The sequence below is a fragment of the Borrelia tillae genome (genome assembly GCF_055693965.1).
Window position 1 is genome coordinate 132,926 of the sequence record NZ_CM146346.1, and the last position, 22,463, is coordinate 155,388.

Genomic DNA, 22,463 nt, shown 5'->3' on the forward strand with positions numbered 1-22,463 from the left:
TTTATGAAAATAAATTATTTATCTCATTTTTATAAAAATTTAAAATATAATTACGCTTAATATCCATCTTAATAGACATCTCTTTACCCACTTCAAATGGCTTCTCCAAAAGCACGAACCTTAATATCTGCTCAAAAGGCTTAAATCCATTAGCCCTATTTACAAGCTTTTTTATCTCATCACTAATAGCTTTAAGAACCATATTATTTGCAATAATCTGACGTTTATTCTGAACATCGGCTATTTTCTGTCCCATGCTTTCTAAATATTTATTTATCTCTTCAAAATTAGGAAGAATCAATGCCCCCAAAAATTTTGATCCTGCCCCACTACGATGGCTTTTTCAATCAATAAAGATTCTTCCAGTTTAACTTCAATTGGAGCAGGCTCAATATTTTCCCCGTTATTTAAAACAATAGTATCTTTTTCTCTACCTACAACCTCGACAACGTTATCTTCTGATAATTTAACAATGTCTCCTGTATTTAAAAATCCATCAGAACCAATAACCTGTCTTGTAGCAGCCTCATCTTGATAATATCCCATCATAATTTGAGGACCCTTAATGAATAGGATTCCCTTACCTGGTTTTTTAAGCTTATTGCCATTCTCATCCCTAATCTCAGCAATAGTTCCACTTAATATTTTACCACAAGTACCAATTATTACCTTTTTGTGCTCATTGGAAGCAACACCAGGAGACGCTTCTGTTAATCCATAAGCATTAGCAAGCTCAATCCCAATTGCATTAAAAAACCTAACAACAGACAAAGACATACTTCCCCCACCAGTAATTCCAACAACAAAATTATTACCTAAAACTTTCTTTATCTTTTTAAAAAGAATTAAATTGCCCAAAATCTTAATAGGAAAGAAAATTACTAAACCCAAAATACCTATAACTTTTTTTACAAAAGCCAATAAATTCAACCTACTATCAGGATATAATCCTAAAGTCATCCTATAACAAATATCATTAAAACATGCCGCATTAACAAAAATCTTAAATAATAATCTTAACAAGAATGGTTTTTTGGAAACTTCTTTAAAAATACTTTGCTTTATTGCAATCCAAAGCCTAGGAACAGCTGCAATATAATGAGGATTAATATTTTTAATATCATCAAGCATATTTCTTGGAACAATATTTGAAAATAAACAAGTCATACCTTTAAGAAAAATATTATAAGAAAATAATCTCTGAAATGAATGCCAAATTGGCAAAATGCACATAAATATTTGTCCTTCGCTAGTATCAATCATTCGACTAAAACTCTCTACTTGATAGAGAAAATTAGCATGAGAAAGCATTACCCCTTTGGGATTTCCTGTAGTTCCAGAAGTATATATTATTGTTGCCATATCATTAGGATTAATATCATTTAAAGTTTTAATAATCTCTCCATCTTGTCTTACCTCATCTCCCATTGCAATGCATTCTTTATAAGAATAGATTTCAAACCCATGAAACCGTAATTTATCCTTTTCATTTAAATCATCAATAATAATAACTATAGGATTAACATTAAATTTAATCTGAACAATCAAATCAAAAAGATTTAAATTTTCTACTATTACCATACTAGGATTAATATTATTAATAATGGCTTCAGTCTCAAAAAGAGTAACATCAGCTCCTTTTGGAACATCCACAGCACCTAAAGACAAAATCGCAAAATCTATAACACTCCATTCTATTCTATTCTCAGAACAAATAAACACTTTGTCCTGATATCCTAAACCCATTTTTTTTAAGCACGCTGCAAATCTTAAAACATTATTTTTCAAATCTTCATAAGTAACCTTAAAATAATCTTTCTTACTTTTATATATCTGTGCAATCAAATTGCCTCGTTTTTCAGCAATTTTAAAAAAAGTTTTTACTATTGACATATAAACCCACTATAACACTTACAATAATGATTGTACAAATAAATTATAACATTTTAAAGAACAAAATCATAATTCAATGCCAATCAATAAATTAATCTATGCCTATAACTCCACTTACACTCAATATCTCTATCCAAAAATAGACTAATCGATTCTTAATTGATTTAATCTATAAATACAGCATATAACATTAAAAATTTAAAAATAAGAACTAGCACTTATCTATAATAAAAAAAATCTAATTCCTTCCGTAGGATAAGCCTAATCTAATAATTTAACAGCATGTTTTAGTTTTTCAATAACAGCTAATTTATCAGTATAGACTATAAGAATAAAATTCTCTTCAGGCCAAACTTCATTGCCTTGCTTCTCACCTCTTTTTCCCTTTCCTTTAACATTATATATCTTAGAATAATATATACATTCTCCCAAATCTTTCTCTATATTGCTCATATGTTCATGAAGATCAAGCTCTAAAGATAGATTAGAAATTATTTCTACTCTATACATTCATATCTCCTTATCAATCCTCACCAATAAAAATATTGTCCAAATCACCATCACACTTCATATCTCTTTTGGTATCACCACCTCTAAAAATATCCGCACCACCTGTATTCCTACTTTTATTTAAATCTTTATTGCTCTCCCTTAGCCTCAATTTTACAAACAGAACCCTTTGTCCCAAACAAGTTAAAGTTTTTCAAAGTAAATTTAGCAAAAACTTCAAAAAGCATAGGAATAAAAAGCAAAGTCAAAAATGTACTAGTAATCATCCCACCAATAAAGGTAAAAGCAATGGACTTGACCAAATCAGTATCATTTGAACTTGAAAATGCAAGGGGAAAAAGTCCAATTATTGATGTTAAAGCAGACATTAAAATTGGTCTAAATCTAGAACAACTTGCTTCAAGTACGGCCTCTTTAAGACCAACTCCCCTCTTAATCAATAAATTGATATAATCTATCAACACAATACCTGTATTAACAACAACTCCAACAAGCATAAGCATACCAACAGCACTCAAAATAGTAACCTTTTCTCCTGATATAAAATAAATTAAAACAATACCTATTAAGGTCAATGGCACTGTAAAAATAATAATGAACGGTTTTAAGAAAGATTCAAATTGTGCTGCCATTACTCCAAAAACAAGCAAAACAGCCATGAAAATTATCATCCCAAATTGCCTCATACTATTTTTAAATGAATCATATTCACCCTCAAACTTAACCAATACACCATCTCTTTGGGGTACTCTATTAGTTACAAAATCCACTACATTTGCCGTCACTAAAGCCAAATTTTCACCCGGAGCAATACCTGCTGTAAGTTTAATTACTAAAGACTGATCTTCTCTGAAAATATTGCCAACTCCTTTTGTCTTTCTGAAATTAACTACCGATGAGAGAGGAATTTTAACACCAGATACATTTGTAATAAAGACTTTATCTAAGTCTTTTAAACTACTAATATGCCCTCAATCAAGTCGAAGCAAAATGTCATAACTTGTTCCATCTTCAACATATTTTCCTGCCAAAATTCCATAATTATTAGCCCTAATCTCTTTTGAGAGAGTTTCCATATTAATTTCATAGGCATAAACTTTTTCCCTATTTATCTCTAAATCTATTTGTTGCTCTTCTTGTATATTAAGACTGGGATTTATAAGACTGGGAAATTTTTTCTTTAAAAGTTCAACTAATAATTCTCCATATTCTTTTGCATATGTCAAATCTGAAGCAATAATCTTAATTTCAATAGGAGGACCACCACCAAAAATATCTGGTCTCAAGAAAACATTAGACCTTAAATCAGGATAAAGGCTATTCACACGCTTATAAACTTTATATTCAATGTCTCTGTTATTAATAAATCTCTTCTCTGTGTTATTTTTATTTAAAGGTAATATGACATCAAATCCAAATCCACTTGATTTTATGTCAGAAGAAATACTCTTATAATCCTTAATTTCACTCTTTACAATCTCTAAAATTCTATCTGCATAAGATTTTGCAACATCCAATCTAGTCTTATGGGGAAAATCAAAATTAAAAGTAATACGAGAAAAATCACGATAGGGCATAAAAGACACATTCAAAAAAGGAAACAATACCAAACTTAACATAAAACTAAAAATAACAATAAGAGAAAAAATTGCTTTTCGATTTAAAACATAAGCTAACAACTTAACATAAAACTTTTCTACAACAGAATAAATAAAATTGCAAAAATTATCTATTCTCTTAACAAATGTGTTTTTAATAGATTTTTGAAAAGTCGTATAAAGCCCAACATAGTAACTTACAAGTACAGGCACTAAAAACACTGCAACGATTAAAGACACCACTAGAGATATGACAATAGTAAAAGCAAAATCCCTAACAAAATCACCTATAATCCCTAACTCGTTCTTAAAAATAAGCATAGGCGCAAAGACACAAATCGATGTCAGGGTCGCAGCCATAATTGGAAGCATCATTTCTTGTGTCCCAAGAATGGCAGATGAAATAAGTTTAGCACCCTTCTGCCTATACCTATAGATATTCTCTATTATAACGATAGAACAATCTACAAGCATACCAACACTCAAAGCAAGACCTGATAAGCTCATAAGATTAATCGAAATACCCGCAAAATACATCAAGCAAAAAGTAATAACAATAGCTATTGGTATTGAAATACCAATAATAATTGTCGCTCTAAAACTTCTTAAAAAAAAGAAAATAATACATAATGCAAAAATTGCTCCAGAGTAAGCTGAACTCGAAACAGAAGCAATAGTTTTTTTAATTTTATCAGCATTGTCATAAAAAAGTTCTAACGATATATCTTTTGGCAATGTAAGCCTAATTTTCTCAATTTCTCTATTTACTGCCTCTGAAACAGCAACAGAATTTGCATCACCCTGTTTTTGTACAGATATCATAACAACAGGTTTACCATCATGATACGAATAACTTATTAAATCCTTTAGAGCACTCTTAACATTTGCAATATCTCTAAGCCTAACCTGAACAATAGAAGCACCACCTAAAAAATCAGTATCAGTTCTCTTGTAAGCAATCACCACATCTTCAAGATCTTTAATTGAATTAAATCTTCCTAATACTTGTGCTTGATATTCCAAATTATTATCTAATATATTACCAACTGAAAATTCAATATTCTGAGAAGAGATAAACGGCATTATTGTTGTTAAAGCTAGTCCATATGCCTCTAATCTATTTTGAGACACCTCAATTAAAATATGTTTATCCCTGCTCCCAGAAATCTCTACACTTCCAATCCCATTAAGCCTTTCCAACCTGGACTTAACCATACTCTCTGCATACTTACCAAGTTCTAAAACAGACCTATCTGCATACATAACAAATGATAATACTGTCAAGTTATCTAAATGCCCTCCCCTATAAATCTTAGGCAATGCATCTCGGGGTAAAAGACTTTTTGCACAATCAAGAGCATCTCTTATTTCATTTAAAGCCAAGTCCAAATTGGTACCATGATAAAATTGAAGATCAATACTGCTATAATTTTTAAAAGAACGACTACTAATTGTTTTTACATTCTTTACTAAAGCTAAATTACCTTCTAAAACACGGGTTACTTTCTCTTCAACTTCTTTTGCAGAACTTCCTGCATAATTTGTAGAGACATAAATATAATTCATTTCAATGCTTGGATATAAATCTATCTTTAATCTTGAAAATGTATAAAAACCAAGCATAATAAATAATGAAAATAATATTAATATCGTTATTGGCTTACTAACAATTTTTTTTACTAACACAAATAATCTCAATAATTAAACATTATCTTCAACAGCAAGCCCATCCCTAATATCCACTATATCTACATAAGCCCCATCAGAAAGAGAAGACATACCTTCAACTACAATTAAATCACCCTCCTCAAGACCATCCCGAATAGCCATAATATTATCTATTTCAAAATCTATTAAAGGAAAAATTATAGAGACTGTTTTCTTATCTAAACTTAACTTAAATATGCAAAATTTACCTTCTCTTTCAACTAAAGCATTACTTGGAATTTTAACTACATTTTCTAAATGTTTAGTAACAAGTTTAATATTAGCAAACATACCAATAATCATCTTCTTTATAAAGTCCCCACCTATAGGTTCAAGATATATTAAAGAAGCACGGCTCTTAAAATCTAAAACAGGAGACATTTCTGAAATTTTTGCTCTAAACTTCTCATTAGGATAGGACTCAAACTCAATGATTGCATTATTAGCGGCCTTAACATCTAAAATATATTTTTCAGAAACATAGGTTTTAATCTGGGCTCTATTTATTTTGCCTATTAAAACAATACTTACCTGAGGAGTAACTATTTCTCCAATTTTGCGATTAACAGACAAAATATATCCAGAAATTGGAGCTCTTACCGGACTTTTTAAATAAGGAAACCCTGGCTTTGATGGATCAAGCATGGCTATGATTTGACCCTTTTTTACATAAATTCCAAGCTTTATATTCAAAGAAATTATTTTACCTGCAACATTTGGAAATACCTCTGCTTTAACTTTGGTATCTACGTCACCATTTAAAGTAATATAATTACTTAAGGCTCCTCGTCGAACTTTCATAGCAATAACTGGAAACTTATAAGGTTCATCGTTAACTGTACCTGCACCATTATTGGATTTAACATCCCCTTGAACGTCACTATCAGTTTTCTTATTGCATGAAAACGCAAAGAATAAAAACAAAAATAATAGATAATAATTAAAGCGACCTCTCCTTATATTAATAATCAACTCCATAAAACATTCCTCTTAATCCAACTTATTGATCAAATCCTTATATTCAAGTATTGCATTCACATACTTTAATTTATCCTTGATAAACTGTAAGTCGCTCTGTTTATAAGAAAGTTCAATGGTATTTAATTTCAAAAGGTCAATAGTCCCTGCATTAAAGGCATCAAAAGCTATCTGATAATTTCTCTTAGCCATCTCTAAATTTGTCTTGGTATTACCTAAAATCGATTTATATAATCTTAAACTCTTGCGTTTCTGAAGAATGGCTGATTTAAACTCATTAATTTTATATTCAATTTTGTTTTTTAACATTTTTAATTGATAATCTTCTTCCCACACCCTTGTAAAACTTTTTGAAAATGGTAAAAGCTCAGTTAAAGTATAAGTTAAGCCTAAAGAAACCTGCAATCCATGATTGAATGAATTATTACCAAAGCCATTACTAAAAACAATACTTCCAGGATTATAAGAAAATGAAAATGAAACCCTTGGTACGAAGGTATCTAACCAAAGATTATTAAGCATAGTTTGTACTATTTTAGCGGAATTATTTAACTCTCTCACCTCTAGATATTCATTAAAGTCTACAATTTCATCCAACAACGAAAAATCTAATACTTCATCGGACAAGCTTCCTACAGTCTCAAAATCCTGCAAGATATCTAATCCTAATAATAACTTAAACTTTTCTTTTGTTTCTTCAAATCTAATAATTTCCTCATCCAAACTAGGTTGAGCTTTGTTATAACTAAGCTTAGCATCAAGATACTCTATTTCAGAAACAAGCCCATTGTTATAGGCAATGCTTACTTGTTCAAATTTAAGTTTACTATTCTCAAGCTGACTTTTTAATACTTTTAAGATACTTTTAAAAGCTAAAAGTTCATTATACATTTTAAGAACGCGCAATTTAACACTTTTCATGATCTTGAGTTTGCTTATCTTTGCATCTTCATAATTAAAATTGGCAAGATTCATATTATTAAAAATCGATGGAAATAGTGAGAGATCCGTAGAAAAGCCAAAATTCAATCCCCAATAACCTCTTCCTCCTAAGCCAGGCATAGAAGAAGTTTGTGTTGACAGACTTGAAGAAAATCCTACATTTGGAATAAATACATTCCAAGAATTATTTTTATATATTTTTTTTATCTCTTCTTTATACTCCGCATTTTTAGAATCCACATTATTTTCTAAAGCCATATTCACAGCATCGTTAGCTGATATCTCAATAATTACTGCTGCATAAAAAAAACATGGAAAGAAAAATAAAAAAAAAACCAATAGCAAACTCTTTAATCTATAGACCAACAAGTACATCGCAACATTCATTATATATACATACATTTTATTATATTATTATACTCATGTATATATTAAAAAAATTTTTTATAATATCCAAACTTATATTTATATTGCTCATTAAAACATATCAAAAAACCTTTTCAAAATTTGTTGGTTTTCACTGCATATATAAACCTACCTGCTCAAATTACGCATTAAAGTGTTTACAACACTACAATATTATAACAAGCTTCATTTTAATTATATTAAGACTAATTAGATGCAATGCGCTATTTAAAGGAGGTTTTGAGTCATTGCCAACTGAAAAGCCAATATTAAATTCATTAAAAGAATTTAAAACAAGATTAATCAAATAAATGTTTGTATTTATTTGGAACCCAATTTTTAACATACTCCTTATGAGTATCTACAAATTCAATAGCATTTTTATATTCTCGCCCAGATTCCTTATAATTTTTCTCTATTAAAGGTAATAACAAGTCATCACCCCAATAAAAATTATCAAACAAGTAATAAGCATCAGGATCATCCTTTTCAAGACCAAGCCTAACAAGTGAATGAATATTCTCAGGCCCCCCCATTGACAATAAAGGATCAGCTAAAAATTTAATATCATATTTGGCAAATGCCCAATGGGGTTTCCACAAAGGCACCAAAATCCACTCATTATTCTTAATGGCAGATTCTAGACTTGAAAGCATAACACTTTCGCTTGAAGATACAAGTTCATATTCCTGCTCTAATCCATAACGCTTCAAGGTCTCCTCTACAGAAAGCTGAGTACCCGCACCAGCATCTATTCCTACCATTTTATTTTTAAACTCAGAACCTCTCCCCTTAAGTTCAAGGATGTTTGAAATTGTAACATAACTTGGCACTACAAATCCTTGTAATGTTCCCTCATAATTAGCCCCAAGAATCAATGAACTTGCCTTTAAATTTTTCATAATAAAACTTATCTGCTGTAGGAATCCATGCCGACACCATACCATCCACACGTCCTGAAGCTAAATATTGGTACATTATAGATGCTGTAACAGGTAATATTTCTGCAACATATCCCATTTTCTCAAAAACAACTTTCATAATATTAGTAGCAACGGTCTCTCCTATCCAATTAACATATGCTATCTTAATTGATTTTGTACTTTTTAAGTTATTGTCATTCAATTTATCATCCTTATCACAAGAAAAAAAAGTTAAAATCAAACTTATAAGGACAGACCTCAATAAACCTTTCATAAATTAATTCTCCTTCTAACACGCAAAAATTAAATATTTATTTATTATACATTTCCAAAAAATCTTTTAAATCTATTTTCTTTTTTTAATAAATAATTATCAGTATTTAAATAACTAAATTTAATAAAAATAGTCTGCATAATTCTATCCAAAATAATAGCTATTACCACAACGGCCAATCCAGATATTAAACCTTCACCAAAATGTAATCTTTCAACAGAATATATCACAGTCCTACCAAGTCCTGATGAACCAACCATTGCCGCGATAACTATCATAGATATTGCCATCATAATAGACTGATTAATACCTTCTATTATACTTTGAAGAGCTAATGGTAACTGAATCTGGAAAAGAATACGGAAATTGCTACTCCCAAATGATTTTGCGGCCTCAATAACTTCACCTGGAACTTGAATAATACCTAGTCTTGTATACCTAATAACTGGCGGCATCGCAAAAATGATTGTAGCAAAAATAGCTGAAGATGTTCCCATACCAAAAAAAGGTATGGCAGGTATTAAATAAATAAATGGTGGCATTGCTTGCATCAAATCAAGAAATGGCTTTAAAAATATATAAAACTTTGAATAATACCCACCCAAAATACCTATCAAAATTCCCCAAATCACTGAAAATAGCACAGACACAAAAATAATTGATATTGTATCCATGGAAACTTCCCAAAGATCAAAATACAAAATAAAGCAAAACCCTAGCATAATAAGAAGTGCTAATCTTTTTGTTAAAAACAAAAAACTCAAGACGCAAATTACAATAATAAAAAGTACAGGATTAATCAGAAGAAAAAAACTTTTCAAATTATCGTAAAAAAAAATGACGCCTTTTACAAATCCTATACCACGTGAATTCGAAAAATTGTCAACTAAAAAATCAAAAATTTTATCTATGCTATCAACTATAAAATCTCTATTCATAAAACACTATTTTGCCAATAATCCAGCAATCTCTCCTAAATCAATATAACCTATGATATCACCTTGTTCCTTTTTTACAATTAAATAATCCAACTTATTCAAATACTTAACAATACTTTTGATCTCGTCATCTAAACCTAAATCTAGAACAATAAGATTTCTATAATTCATTCCATCAGATATATTGCACAAACTAAGATTATCATCCTCTTTTTTAATAACAACATTAAATTCATCACTAAACTCATCAGAATCAGCATTAAGAGTAAAATCCATTTTAATAATATCTTTAATTTTTAAAATATTTAAAACGGGTAAATTTTTAATAAAATTAGCTATAAAATCTGTCCTAGGCTCCCTTAATATTTCTAGTGGCCTACCCACCTGAACAATTTCTCCATCTTTCATAAAAGCGATTCTATTACCTAATTTGAAAGCTTCAATCAAATCATGCGTAATAAATACGACTGTCTTTTTTAATTTATCTACCAATTTTAAAAGCTCCCCTTGCAATTCTCCCCTAATTAAAGGATCAAGAGCAGAAAAAGCCTCATCCATTAAAAGTATATCTGGATTAACCACTAAAGCTCGCGCTATGCCCACTCTCTGTTTCATTCCTCCTGAAAGTTCATTTATATACTTATATTCATAATCCTTAAGCCCCACAAGTTTCAAGATATCAAGTGCTCTTTGTATTCTAATTTTTTTAGGAATATTCTTAACCTCAAGTCCGTAAGTTACATTCCTTAAAACATTCATGTGTGGAAAAAGCCCAAAATTCTGAAAAACCATGGCAAATTTGTCTTTCCTCAGAGCAGAAAGATCTTTTTGATTAATATCATTCATTTCAATATTATCCACCAAAATAGAGCCTGAATCTATCTTGTGTATACCATTCAAACATCTAACAAAAGTAGATTTACCACAGCCTGACATACCCATAATAACTAAAATTTCATTCTCATATACATCAAGACTAATATTTGCATTTGCAATAAAAACAGAACATTCCTTGTAAATGGCAGTTCTATCTCTACCACTCTCATAACTCTTTATGGCCTTAACAATTTGTCTTTTGTTTTCATTATAAGAAAATATTTTATACAGATTCCTAATTTTAACGCTGGCCTTATACAAATTGAACTCCTAATATGCAAACAACATAAACCCAAATAAATCAATATGAATGATACTAAAGCTAAAGTATCAGAATTTTGCCTTGACACAAACAAAAATAAGGGTCTGTTAAAAGACCCTTATTAAAAAACTAAATCTATCTAAGTAATGATAATACATACTGAGGGACTTGGTTTGCTTGTGCAATCATAGCCACTGCAGACTGTGTCAAAATACTGTTAGTTGTTGATGCTACAATTTCATCTGTCATTATAGCATCTTTAATTTGAGCATAGGATGCTTTTAAGTTCTCAATAGCATATTCTGTGCTATTTTTAATAGACTCAAGTCTATTTTGGAAAGCACCAAGATTTGCTCTTTGATCAGTCACCATTCTAATAGCATCTTCTATCTTTGCAAGTGACATATTAGCATCAATAGCAGTTGTAACATTAACTGGGGAGTTAACTCCACCTTGAGCTGGTGCAGCTGCTGGAGCTGGAGTTCCTTCTTGTTGTACTCCCTCTTGAGCTGCTGGAGCTGCTTGAGTATCCGCACCCTCACCTGCAAAAAGATTTGCAACATTAGCTGCATAAATATTAACAGCAATTGCTTCATCCTGATTTGCACCTACATGTACTCTCAATGTCCATGAGGCTTGTGATCCAGCTAGAGATGCTGGTGTGTTAATTTTTGAAGGTTGCATTCCAAGTTCTTCAGCTGCTCTTACATTTTGAGCTGATGATTGATTGGATAACATGTGCATTTGGTTATATTGCGCTTGATCAGCAATTCTGTTAATTTCGTCTGTAAGTTGTTCAATTTCAATTTGAATTGAACCTCTGTCTGCATCTGAATATGTACCATTTCCAGATTGCACTGCAAGTTCTTTCATTCTTACTAAGATTTGCTCTACTTCATTCAAATTCCCTTCTGTTGTTTGAATAAAATTTATAGCCTTTGAAGTGTTTCTAGAAGCTTGGGACAATCCTCTAATTTGAGCATTGATTTTTCCAGCAACTCCCATACCAGCAGCATCATCAGACGCACGATTAATTCTATGGCCACTAGAAAGCTTTTCTTGATTTTTGCTAAGATTAGCAGCATTAATAGCATTATTTCTTGAAGCATTAATAGCTGACGTATTATGATTTATGATCATATATCATTTCCTCCGTGATAAGTTAATATAATTTTTGATTTTTTGACAAATCCATTTGTCTTTTTAAAAGGATATCACAAAAACAAGAAAAAAATAAATACTATTAATTTAAATTAAAATTTGCTACTTGCTTTGCCTAGGCATATTTAAAGATTTAAGAATCTCTTCTTGCTCCTTCATTTTCTTTACAGTAAAATCCAAGACATTAAGCTCCCCTTCAATCTTCTTTTCCTTCTCTTCATACTTCCTTTTATAATCTTCAACTGCATTTTTTTGATTGGGAATTTTAAGGTCATAACTTCTTATCTTATTGTAAATAAAACCCCCAGAACTGACTAAGGGTGAGAGATAATCGCCTAACATCTTGGCAAGACCGTCGTCATAAATTCGGTCATCATTAAAATCAACTGCAAAAAGCTCCTTGACTGAAGCAACATTATTTTGTATTATTTCGTTAAACTTCTTTTGATCAAGTTTTAAATAACGAGAAAGTCCACCTGCTGAAGACATAGAACTCGTAAATACTCCCATCTGATTAATAATAGAAAAATTAGGATCATTAGTTCTATAAGCATTAAACATAATAGTATCTAATCTTGTTTTAAGATTTTTTAATGCAAACTCAGACCTCAAAATTCCTAAATTCTTATAAGCTTCTTCCTTCTCTTCCTCTCTTAAGTAAGTCCATTCTTCTAAAACATTTAATTTTTGATTTTCTGAATCACTTTCATTTGAACTTACAATATTAATTTCAGCAAGCACCTCATTATAAGCTGATAAAAAATCCAATAAAAGTCTCTTAATCTCCTCATAATCAGGTTCGATTTGAACAACAATAGTATCATTTGACGCTTGCTTTAAATTCAACGTAACATTAGGAATTAAGTCATTAATAGTATTTGAATCGCGTTCAATATCAATTCCATCAAATTTCAACTTTGCATTTTCTGCAAAGCTTTTCGCATTTATTGGCAAGTAACCATCTCTATTTTTTGGATCAAAGATCTCAATATTGCGAATAACAAAAACTTTATTATTAACTTTATTTTCAATATTGATCTCTTTTAAATCTGCAAGCAATCCAACCTCAACTTCAACTTTTTCAAAATCACTTGAAACATTTATTGGGGATAATTCCAAAAAATTTGTACCGCTGTGGATCTTGATCATACTCATTTGAATATACTTCTTTTCCTGCAAGGCAGACTTACGCTCAGTCTCAAGATTAATTATGCTATCTTCACCTTCAACTTTGGCACCTTCAAATGTAGCCTCACCAGGATTAAAAACAATCTCATTTAAAATGCCTTTATTATCCGTATCATGATATTTAATTTCAAATTTAATCTTACTTCCACTACTAATTTCAATATTCTCTGGAATACTTATCGCAATCTCTGAAAGAGGCTCTAACACAATATTATTATTATCATCAAGAAAAACCTTATTAATACTACTTTGCTGCCTAGTAACAATTTCTATTAAGTTTGGACTAAAATTTGTTGTAAGCTCACTTAAAATACCTATCTGTTTAGCAAGATTTAAAGCCTCATCTTTCATAATAAGTTTATTATTTAAACCTGCCTTTAAAAATCTCAAAATCAATCTACTGTTTCCAACACTATCACTCTTTACAATTTTAGCAGACAATAAGTCTTTGCCTCGATTATTAATATCCTTTACAAGAGCCTCAAGATCTCCATTATTTCTAATCTTAATTTCTTTATCACCAACTAAAAATGTATAATCCCCTGCAGGAATACTAATTTCTTTCTGTTTAAAATTCGAAGATAAAAAAATATCAGAACCTGCTATTTGATTAACATTAACTTTATAAGTTTCATCCTTAGCTCCATAACGAGCAGACAAGGACAAAACATCGTCATTACTAGACTTACCTGACATATAATTAAAAGGGCTATTAAGGGATGTAATTTGCCTTGCAAGTGAATTTAAATTAGAAATCTTTCTATTGATAACTTGCCAAGCGCGTTTTTCTTGCTCTAAAATTTCAAGCTTTTCAACAGATGAATCTATTTTGGCCTTGTCAGGACTAAGCATAGAGTCACGGATTTGCGGTGTATTATATTTATTATCCACACCCGGAACAAAAAATCCAGAAGACATCACACACCTCTTGGTTAAAAAGTTTAACATAAAAGTATATAAAAAATATACAAAAACATTAGCACACAAAAAAATCCCACTTCAAAAACTAATAAACAATATCTAATCTATATAACCTACCTAATCTAATTGAAATATATAGAAACATAATTATCTTTAAAAAAAGACTTGCTTATAGTAACATTTAAATATATAGGAGAAAATTAGTATGCCAAATTTTTGCCTGTTCAATTCAAAATCTGTGCTGACAGGAAACGATAAAATAGATAATTCTGCTGTCCTTATTAAAGACAATAAAATTTTTGATATCGTAACAGCCGATAGACTTGAAAAACTCAACCTACAAGACTATGAAATGATTGATGTTAAGAATAACTATATCACACCTGGTCTTTATGATAATCATATACACGGATTTTATGGATATGGAACTGATCAATGTTCAACAGATTCAATACTTAAAATGTCACAACATTTAGCTGAATATGGAGTGGTAGGATTTTTACCAACACTCTACCCACGCCCAACTGAAGAAATAATCGCAACAATTAAGTCATGCACTAAAGCAATAGGCAAAGAAAAAGGTGCAAAAATTCTAGGACTTCATCTTGAAGGTCCATTCTTTTCCCCTGAACAAAAAGGTGTGCATCCCACATCTTATCTTCAAGAACCAAGCATCAAAATTATAAAAAAATTTATAGAAGCTGCAGGGGGAACATTTACAGATTCTTTTGGACGCAAAAGAACACATATTGCAACAATGACAGTTGCACCTGAACTTAAAGGTATGAGAGAACTTGCAATGTTTTGCATGGAAAATAACATCACACTTCAAGCAGGACATACCAATGCAACATATGAAAATATGATTGAAGGTTTTCAAGTAGGAATACTTCACGCAACTCATTTTTTCAATGCAATGTCAAAACTTAATCACAGAAATCCAAATGCAATAGGAGCCATTTTAATTCATGGAGATGTCTCTTGTGAACTTATTGCCGATGGGTATCATATCCATCCAAAACTTGTCTTAATGCTTAGAAAACTGAAAGACATAAGTAAGTTAGTACTTGTAACTGATGGATTAACTCCAACACTACAACCATCTGGAAAGTTAATAGCTAATGGAGAAGAAGTATATCTTAAAAATGGTAAATTATTTCATTCTGTAGCAAACGACACAATAGCAGGTTCATCTCTAACGATGATACAAGGAATCAAAAATCTAGTAGAATTTGGATATAGTCTAAGCGATGCCATTCAAGCAAGTTCATATAATCCAATAAGAATCATTAACCTTGAAAAAAAAGGATTAATATGTCATGGATACGATGCAAACTTAAATGTACTTGATAAAGATTTGAACTTAAAATTAACAATGATAGAATCAAAAATAATTTTCAATAAACTCTGATTTTAATCATTTATAAAAATGACGCTAAACATAAGGAGAAACAAGTGAGGCTAATCATAAGACCTAACTATAATGAAATCTCAAAATGGGCTGCTAACCACATAGCTCTGAGAATAAGAGAATTTGAACCCACAAAAAAAAATCCATTTATATTAGGACTTCCAACAGGCAGTTCACCAATTGAGATGTATAAAAAATTAATTGAAATAAATAAACTTGGGAAAATTTCATTTGAAAATGTAGTAACGTTTAATATGGATGAATACATAGGGCTTGATAAAAATCATCCTGAAAGCTATCATTCATTTATGTGGAATAATTTCTTCTCACATATAGATATAAAAAAAGAAAATATAAATATATTAAATGGCAATGCTACTAATCTTATAGATGAATGTGAAGAATACGAAAGAAAAATCAAATCTTACGGTGGCATTACACTTTTTGTAGGGGGTATTGGACCTGACGGTCATATCGCTTTTAATGAGCCTGGATCATCACTACAATCAAGAACAAGAATTAAAACTCTAACTCAAGATACAATTAATGCAAATTCAAGATTTTTTGAAAACGATATCAATAAAGTACCCAAAAGCGCATTAACAGTAGGAGTAAGCACAATTATGGATTCAAAAGAAGTAATGATTATAGTAAATGGACATGGCAAAGCAAGAGCACTAAAACATGCCATTGAAAAAGGAATAAATCATATGTGGACAATCAGTGCTTTGCAATTACATAAAAACGCAATCATAGTATCAGACGAAGCTGCAACATATGAACTAAAAGTAGGAACAGTAAAATATTTTAATGATATTGAAAAATGCAATTTCGATAACGATATAATATAAATTATATATTGTTATCATACAAAAAGACAATCAAAATGATATAAGTGATATAAAAAAATAATCATTGATATCATCATTAATAATTAAAATAATATCACTCTATCACAAATTATAATTTACTCTATAATTTCATTATATACTCTTGAAACCTCTTCCCAATTCAAGGCCTTAAAGTATGCATCAATATATTCAGCTCTTCGATTTTGATATTTAAGATAATAAGCATGCTCCCAAACATCAATGCCCAAAATAGGCTTATAGTCTTCCATTAAAGGGCTATCCTGATTTGGTCTTGCTATTATTTGCAATTCTCTATTTGCATAAAGAACCAGCCAAGCCCAGCCACTTCCAAAAATACTCATAGCTGAATCTTTTAAAGACATCTTAAGATTGTCAAGACTTCCAAAAGTAGAGTCTACATGTTCTTTAAAATTTTCTAAAAGATTATCTCTATTGCCAGGTTTTAAATCCTAAAATACAAAACATGATTAGCATATCCACCAGCATTATTCCTAATAGCTATTTGAACTTCCTTGGGAAATCTCTGAATATTTTTTAATATATTTTCAATATCTTGAGAATAATTTATATCAGACTTCTCAAGAGCATAATTTAAATTCACTGTGTATGCATTATGATGCTTGCTATGATGAATTTCCATTGTTGTAGCATCAATATAAGGCTCTAAAGAATCATAAGCATAGCCAAGTTCTGGTAATTTAAACATAAAACCCCCTTTTAATTTTTTCCATTTAGCTTTTATTTAGTTTTTATTTAGTTTTTTCCGTGACAATTTTTATATTTTTTTTCACTACCACAATAACAAGGTTTATTCCTTCCAATCTTTGGAGTACTTCTCATTATTTGCACTCCTGCTGCATCACTATCCCTATCCTTAGAAGCAATACTTGAGAATTCTTTATGGGTGGCATGAATATTCTTAAATCTTGCATTTTTATAACCGCTAGAATCAATATCAACTTTCATTTGTAAAGTGCGCTTTAGAGTTTCAATCTTAATATCTTTAACAAGATCACTAAAAATTGCAAAACCTTCTTCTTTATACTCAGTAATTGGGTTTTTATTGGCATAAGATCTAAGATAAACCGATTCTCTTAAAGAATCAAGATTTGCAAGATGATTCTGAAACTTAGAATCAATATTTCTTAAATACTCATGTCTTAAAAATTCATTTAAAAGTTCAGACCCAATTAATTTTTCTTTTGCATCCAAATTAGATCTTGCAATTTCCATTAATTTATCTTTCAGTTCCAGAGCGCTCAGAGTTTCAATAGAGCCAACATCTTCCATCATATAAGCAAAAATTGCATTTATTTCATTTAATACAAGACTTGTAACTCCCCCTTTAAATTGCTCAAATAAGAAATCAAGATATTCTCTTAAAGAGAGAAGAATACGTTCCTTAATATTTTTATCAACAAGAATTGAATTCCTTTGCGAATAAATAAACTCCCTATGTTTTGTTATAACATCATCATACTCCAAGAGATGCTTTCTAATTTCAAAATTTCTATCCTCTACACGTTTTTGTGCACTCACTAAGGATTTTGTTAATAAAGCATGTGCAATAGGCTCACCCGTTGCCATTCCAAGCTTGCCCATCAAAGCTCTTAAGCTCTCGCCTGCAAAAAGCCTCATCAAATCATCTTCAAGAGACACATAAAATCTTGACCTACCAGGGTCTCCCTGTCTTCCCCCTCGTCCCCTGAGCTGATTGTCTATCCTTCTTGACTCATGGCGCTCGCTTCCAATAACATAAAGCCCACCAAGAGCTTTCACTTCTTCATAATCTTTAAGATATTGTTCCCGCTCACTCTGCATAGCCTTTTGTAACTCTTCAAGATTCATACCTGTTCCAAACTTTTTACGAACACGGTGCTCAAGATTACCTCCAAGCTTAATATCAGTTCCACGTCCTGCCATATTAGTTGCAATAGTAACAGAATGCTTTGCTCCTGCCTCAGCAATAATTAAAGCTTCTCGGAAATGATTTTTGGCATTCAAAACTTCATGTTTGATACCTTTGCTTTTAAACATATTCGATAAAACTTCAGATTTTTCAATAGAAACAGTCCCAACAAGAACGGGTTGTCCTCTCTTATAAGCCTCATAAACCTCATCCACAATTGCTTGGAATTTAAATTCTTCAGTATAATAAATAACATCATCCTCATCTAATCTTGCCACCAATTTATTAGTAGGAACTACTACAACATCAAGATTATATATTTTATGAAACTCTTTTGCCTCTGTATCAGCTGTGCCAGTCATGCCTGAAATCTTACTAAACATTCTAAATAAATTCTGAAATGTAATGGTTGCCATAGTCTTATTTTCACTTGCAACCCTAACACCCTCTTTAGCCTCAATAGCCTGATGCAAACCATCAGAATACCTACGCCCTTTTAAAATACGTCCCGTAAATTCGTCAACAATTTCAACACCAGAATCACCAACGATATATTCTCTATCCTTTAAAAAAAGCAAATGGGCTTTTAATGCTTGAGTCATATAATGAACATAATTAAAGTTAGAATCAACATACATAGACCCCTTAATAATGCCTTTTGAAGTCAAAATTTGCTCGAGATTATTTAAACCGCTTGCCGTAAAAGACACCCGCTTGCTCTTCTCGTCAATAGTATAATCCCCATCAAGTTCATCAATCTCTAAAGGGTAATCTCCCGTTTTAGGATTTTTAGAACATTCTTTTAAGAGTGGAACAATAGAATTAACTTCAAGATAAGCACTAGTATCTCCTTCAGTAGTACCTGAAATAATTAAAGGTGTTCTAGCCTCATCAATTAAAACAGAATCAATTTCATCGATAATACAATAATTAAAATTTCTCAAAGATTTTTGAGACCAATTAAAACACATATTATCTCTTAAATAATCAAATCCAAGTTCATTATTTGTAACATAAGTAATATCTTTATCGTATTCTATTTTCCTTTTAGAAGAATCCATATAAGACAACACAACACCAACACTAACTCCCAAAAGTTCAAAAACTGGCCTCATCCAACTTGAATCGCGCTCTGCAAGATAATCATTAACTGTAATAATAATAACACCATTACCTGTCAAACTATGAAGATAAGCAGCCTGAACTGAAGACAAAGTTTTGCCTTCTCCAGTCTTCATCTCTATTATTTTACCTTGATGAAGCGCAAGACCAGCAATAAGCTGAACATCATAAGGTCTCTCTTTAAGTCGCCTCCTAGCAGCCTCTCGCGAAAGTGCAAATGCTTTTTCTAAAATATCATCTAAAGTTTTGCCGCCCTTAAGCTCACTTCTAAAGCTTTCCGTTTCTTTAGCAAAATCTTCATCTGCTAAAGACAATGCCCAAGATTCAAGCTTATTAATATTTCTCAAAACGGGAAGATAATTTTTCAGATCTCTTTTACTCTTTGAACCAATAGTTGCTTCAAATATCGCTCTTAACATACGAGGCATCAATTCTCCTAAAATAATTGACTTTTAATCACTTAACATAATAACATCTAAAACATGAACAAGTTTTATAAAATCTATTTAAGTTTATTAATTGTAATTATATCATGCAACACCAAAATTTTAAATGAACTTGGAGAACAACAATTCAAAATACCGTTTGGAACATTACCTGGGGAAATAACACCACTTGCAAATAAATTTACCAATTCAAGTTTTGACATTAAAACATACAACGGACTTGTATACATTGTAGAGACTAAAGCAAATAAATTTATGATTTTTAATTCATACGGAAAATTAATCCAAACTTACCAAAACGGTATATTTAAAACAAATCTTAATCTTAGAATCAAAAAAGTAGCTTTTGAAAATATTCAAGCAATTTACCCATCAAAAGACTTTATTGTAGTGTCAGACAAAATAAATAATAAAAAAATCAAATTCGATGAAAAAGAAAATACAGCTTATACTACACAAATATTCATTTTAAACAAAGATTCATCTGTAGAAATACTGGGACAAGAAGGTCAAAATGGCACACCTTTTCCACAAGTATACGACATTAGTATTGACGACGGAAACAACATAGCAATAATCACTATATATCATGAGGGATATATAATATACTCTTACGATAAGAATCGCTCGCCCCTTTACAAGATTTATGTAAATACAAACATCCTGCAAATACCAGAAGACGAGCAAAAAAATATAATATATCAATAGACAAAGTATTTTTTGAAGTAAATAAAAAAATTATCTATGTAAAAACAACCCACTATGAAGATATTAGGGGCAATGAAAACATTAATGATCTTGGGGTTAAAATCAAAAATCAACATCTCTATACAATTAGCTTAAATAAATCTAAAGAATTTGAAATAAAAAATAAAATTGTATTACCTCAAAATCTATTAGATGACCAACAAGAAAGTTTTATCAATATCATTGGAATCCAAAAAGACAAAATAATAGCATCTACTAATATGAAGAATTTATCTAATACTTTAATATGGAAACTAGATAGTAATGGCAAAATAAAAGAACAAATGGTCTTAATTGAACCACCGAACCTTAAATTTCTTGCTGAGAGTTTGTCTAAGGATGGCATATTAAGCATATTATATGGAGAAAAAAGCGGTGTGAGCGTCTATTGGTGGAATTTAAATGATTTACTTAAACTCTAACATTTAAACTTATACTTAAACTATTTTATAGTGTAAGTATAAGACAATGCAAGTCAATATTTATGATAAGTAAGAATTGCAAAGACAAAATACAAAATAGACATAAACAACTACTTAAAAAAAAACTAATACTGGGAATGATTTTTGTCATCATATTAATTATTATTAAAGTTGCATTAATTCCCAAATTACAAGAATTGGAAAATAAATATACACCTAATATCACAATAGAACACAAAATAAAAAATAAAAATTTACATATTAAAATCAATATTAAAAATAACAATACAAAAGATTTAGGAAAAGCCAATATAGAAATATACTTAGATAATAAACTCATTGAAAATAGCATGATTTACATAGACAAGATGAGCTATACATTATATACTAATGTTGCATACAGGAATGAAAGTTTATTAAGTATATTTTTAATAAATAAAAAAGGCAATGGGGCATATTTTAGTAAAAGATTAGCGCTTGGAGGATAATATAGATGTTACAAATATATTTTATATCTGTTTTACTTAATATCTTGGGAGGAATAGTACTAGCATTTCCAATTTTAAGATCACAACTTAAATGTCTAATTATTTTTGAAGAATTCGTAAATCTAATCAATAATAATAAAAATGCAAGAAATATTTTCGGAACAATATTTTTAATAACCAGTATCTTTGAAATAATAGTACCTTATGATTTACCAATCATTGGAAATTTATTCCCTGCTATCAGTCTATTTTCTATAGGGTTTATCTTATTTTTAAATCAAAAGATGCCCTTAAATATTCAAAATAATAAAAATTATGGAAAATTTACATTTTTTATTGAAAATAATCAAAAATTAATAGGAATTTTAGCATTAATTATAGGAATAATCCATTTTTTTATACCTAAAGTACCTTTTCTGTAAAATCTAGTTTTGAAAGCACTTTAGGTATCTTTAAGGCATATCGTGCAA

Annotated in this window: 13 protein-coding genes and 6 pseudogenes; 6 read left to right on the forward strand and 13 right to left on the reverse strand. The window is 30.3% G+C overall.

The features are described from left to right. Position 1: 1 nt before the first annotated feature. From ACWUD1_RS00680 to ACWUD1_RS00705, 6 genes and pseudogenes are all read right to left on the reverse strand, one after another. A pseudogene (locus ACWUD1_RS00680) lies at positions 2 to 1,893 on the reverse strand (AMP-binding protein). A 261-nt stretch (positions 1,894 to 2,154) separates the two neighbouring features. Beyond that, positions 2,155 to 2,403 carry a PG0541 family transporter-associated protein gene (locus ACWUD1_RS00685; RefSeq protein WP_472756664.1) on the reverse strand — a complete coding sequence of 83 codons (249 nt, stop codon included), beginning with the start codon at positions 2,401 to 2,403 and terminating at the stop codon, positions 2,155 to 2,157. A gap of 13 nt (positions 2,404 to 2,416) precedes the next feature. Beyond that, the gene (locus ACWUD1_RS00690) at positions 2,417 to 2,554 is read right to left on the reverse strand and encodes a hypothetical protein (RefSeq protein WP_472756665.1); all 138 of its coding nucleotides are present in this window, start codon (positions 2,552 to 2,554) and stop codon (positions 2,417 to 2,419) included. Beyond that, a pseudogene (locus ACWUD1_RS00695) lies at positions 2,532 to 5,699 on the reverse strand (efflux RND transporter permease subunit). Before ACWUD1_RS00695 ends, ACWUD1_RS00690 begins: the two are co-directional and overlap by 23 nt. Before the next feature lie 3 nt (positions 5,700 to 5,702). Further along, positions 5,703 to 6,686: an efflux RND transporter periplasmic adaptor subunit gene (locus ACWUD1_RS00700; RefSeq protein WP_472756666.1), complete on the reverse strand. Its 984-nt coding sequence runs from the start codon at positions 6,684 to 6,686 to the stop codon at positions 5,703 to 5,705. A 12-nt stretch (positions 6,687 to 6,698) separates the two neighbouring features. Continuing rightward, on the reverse strand, positions 6,699 to 8,030 hold the full coding sequence (locus ACWUD1_RS00705; protein WP_472756667.1) for a TolC family protein: 1,332 nt from the start codon (positions 8,028 to 8,030) through the stop codon (positions 6,699 to 6,701). A 20-nt stretch (positions 8,031 to 8,050) separates the two neighbouring features. Here ACWUD1_RS00705 and yidD point away from each other — a divergent pair, with 20 nt between their 5' ends. Further along, positions 8,051 to 8,344, forward strand: a complete 294-nt coding sequence (gene yidD, locus ACWUD1_RS00710) for a membrane protein insertion efficiency factor YidD (RefSeq protein WP_472756668.1) — start codon at positions 8,051 to 8,053, stop codon at positions 8,342 to 8,344. Here the strand turns inward: yidD and ACWUD1_RS00715 are convergent. The 5 genes and pseudogenes from ACWUD1_RS00715 to fliD all read right to left on the reverse strand — a co-directional run bounded on the left by ACWUD1_RS00715 (position 8,333) and on the right by fliD (position 14,573). Next, a pseudogene (locus tag ACWUD1_RS00715) lies at positions 8,333 to 9,230 on the reverse strand (glycine betaine ABC transporter substrate-binding protein). The gene yidD and the pseudogene ACWUD1_RS00715 sit on opposite strands and share 12 nt — an antisense overlap. 37 nt (positions 9,231 to 9,267) lie before the next feature. Further along, a pseudogene (locus tag ACWUD1_RS00720) lies at positions 9,268 to 10,168 on the reverse strand (ABC transporter permease). Between the two features lie 6 nt (positions 10,169 to 10,174). After that, the gene (locus ACWUD1_RS00725) at positions 10,175 to 11,305 is read right to left on the reverse strand and encodes an ATP-binding cassette domain-containing protein (protein ID WP_472756669.1); all 1,131 of its coding nucleotides are present in this window, start codon (positions 11,303 to 11,305) and stop codon (positions 10,175 to 10,177) included. A 136-nt stretch (positions 11,306 to 11,441) separates the two neighbouring features. After that, the gene (locus ACWUD1_RS00730) at positions 11,442 to 12,446 is read right to left on the reverse strand and encodes a flagellin N-terminal helical domain-containing protein (RefSeq protein ID WP_472756670.1); all 1,005 of its coding nucleotides are present in this window, start codon (positions 12,444 to 12,446) and stop codon (positions 11,442 to 11,444) included. 123 nt (positions 12,447 to 12,569) lie between these two features. Further along, positions 12,570 to 14,573: a flagellar filament capping protein FliD gene (fliD, locus tag ACWUD1_RS00735; RefSeq protein ID WP_472756671.1), complete on the reverse strand. Its 2,004-nt coding sequence runs from the start codon at positions 14,571 to 14,573 to the stop codon at positions 12,570 to 12,572. A gap of 208 nt (positions 14,574 to 14,781) precedes the next feature. Between fliD and nagA the strand changes: the two genes are divergently transcribed. Both nagA and nagB read left to right on the forward strand, forming a co-directional pair. Further along, positions 14,782 to 15,987: an N-acetylglucosamine-6-phosphate deacetylase gene (gene nagA / locus ACWUD1_RS00740; RefSeq protein WP_472756672.1), complete on the forward strand. Its 1,206-nt coding sequence runs from the start codon at positions 14,782 to 14,784 to the stop codon at positions 15,985 to 15,987. Positions 15,988 to 16,031: 44 nt separating this feature from the next. Further along, positions 16,032 to 16,838 carry a glucosamine-6-phosphate deaminase gene (gene nagB, locus ACWUD1_RS00745; RefSeq protein WP_472756673.1) on the forward strand — a complete coding sequence of 269 codons (807 nt, stop codon included), beginning with the start codon at positions 16,032 to 16,034 and terminating at the stop codon, positions 16,836 to 16,838. A 116-nt stretch (positions 16,839 to 16,954) separates the two neighbouring features. On the opposite strand, the pseudogene ACWUD1_RS00750 reads toward nagB, so the two are convergent. Beyond that, positions 16,955 to 17,565 (reverse strand): annotated as a pseudogene (locus ACWUD1_RS00750) (superoxide dismutase). A 47-nt stretch (positions 17,566 to 17,612) separates the two neighbouring features. Next, positions 17,613 to 20,309: a preprotein translocase subunit SecA gene (gene secA / locus ACWUD1_RS00755; RefSeq protein WP_472756905.1), complete on the reverse strand. Its 2,697-nt coding sequence runs from the start codon at positions 20,307 to 20,309 to the stop codon at positions 17,613 to 17,615. A gap of 63 nt (positions 20,310 to 20,372) precedes the next feature. On the opposite strand from secA, the pseudogene ACWUD1_RS00760 reads away from it, so the two are divergent. From ACWUD1_RS00760 to ACWUD1_RS00770, 3 genes and pseudogenes are all read left to right on the forward strand, one after another. Continuing rightward, positions 20,373 to 21,505: pseudogene (locus ACWUD1_RS00760) on the forward strand (LIC_12708 family protein). 62 nt (positions 21,506 to 21,567) lie between these two features. Next, positions 21,568 to 21,993, forward strand: coding sequence for a hypothetical protein (locus ACWUD1_RS00765; RefSeq protein ID WP_472756674.1), 426 nt, complete (start codon positions 21,568 to 21,570; stop codon positions 21,991 to 21,993). 5 nt (positions 21,994 to 21,998) lie between these two features. Beyond that, positions 21,999 to 22,415 carry a hypothetical protein gene (locus ACWUD1_RS00770; protein ID WP_472756675.1) on the forward strand — a complete coding sequence of 139 codons (417 nt, stop codon included), beginning with the start codon at positions 21,999 to 22,001 and terminating at the stop codon, positions 22,413 to 22,415. Positions 22,416 to 22,463: the final 48 nt, after the last annotated feature.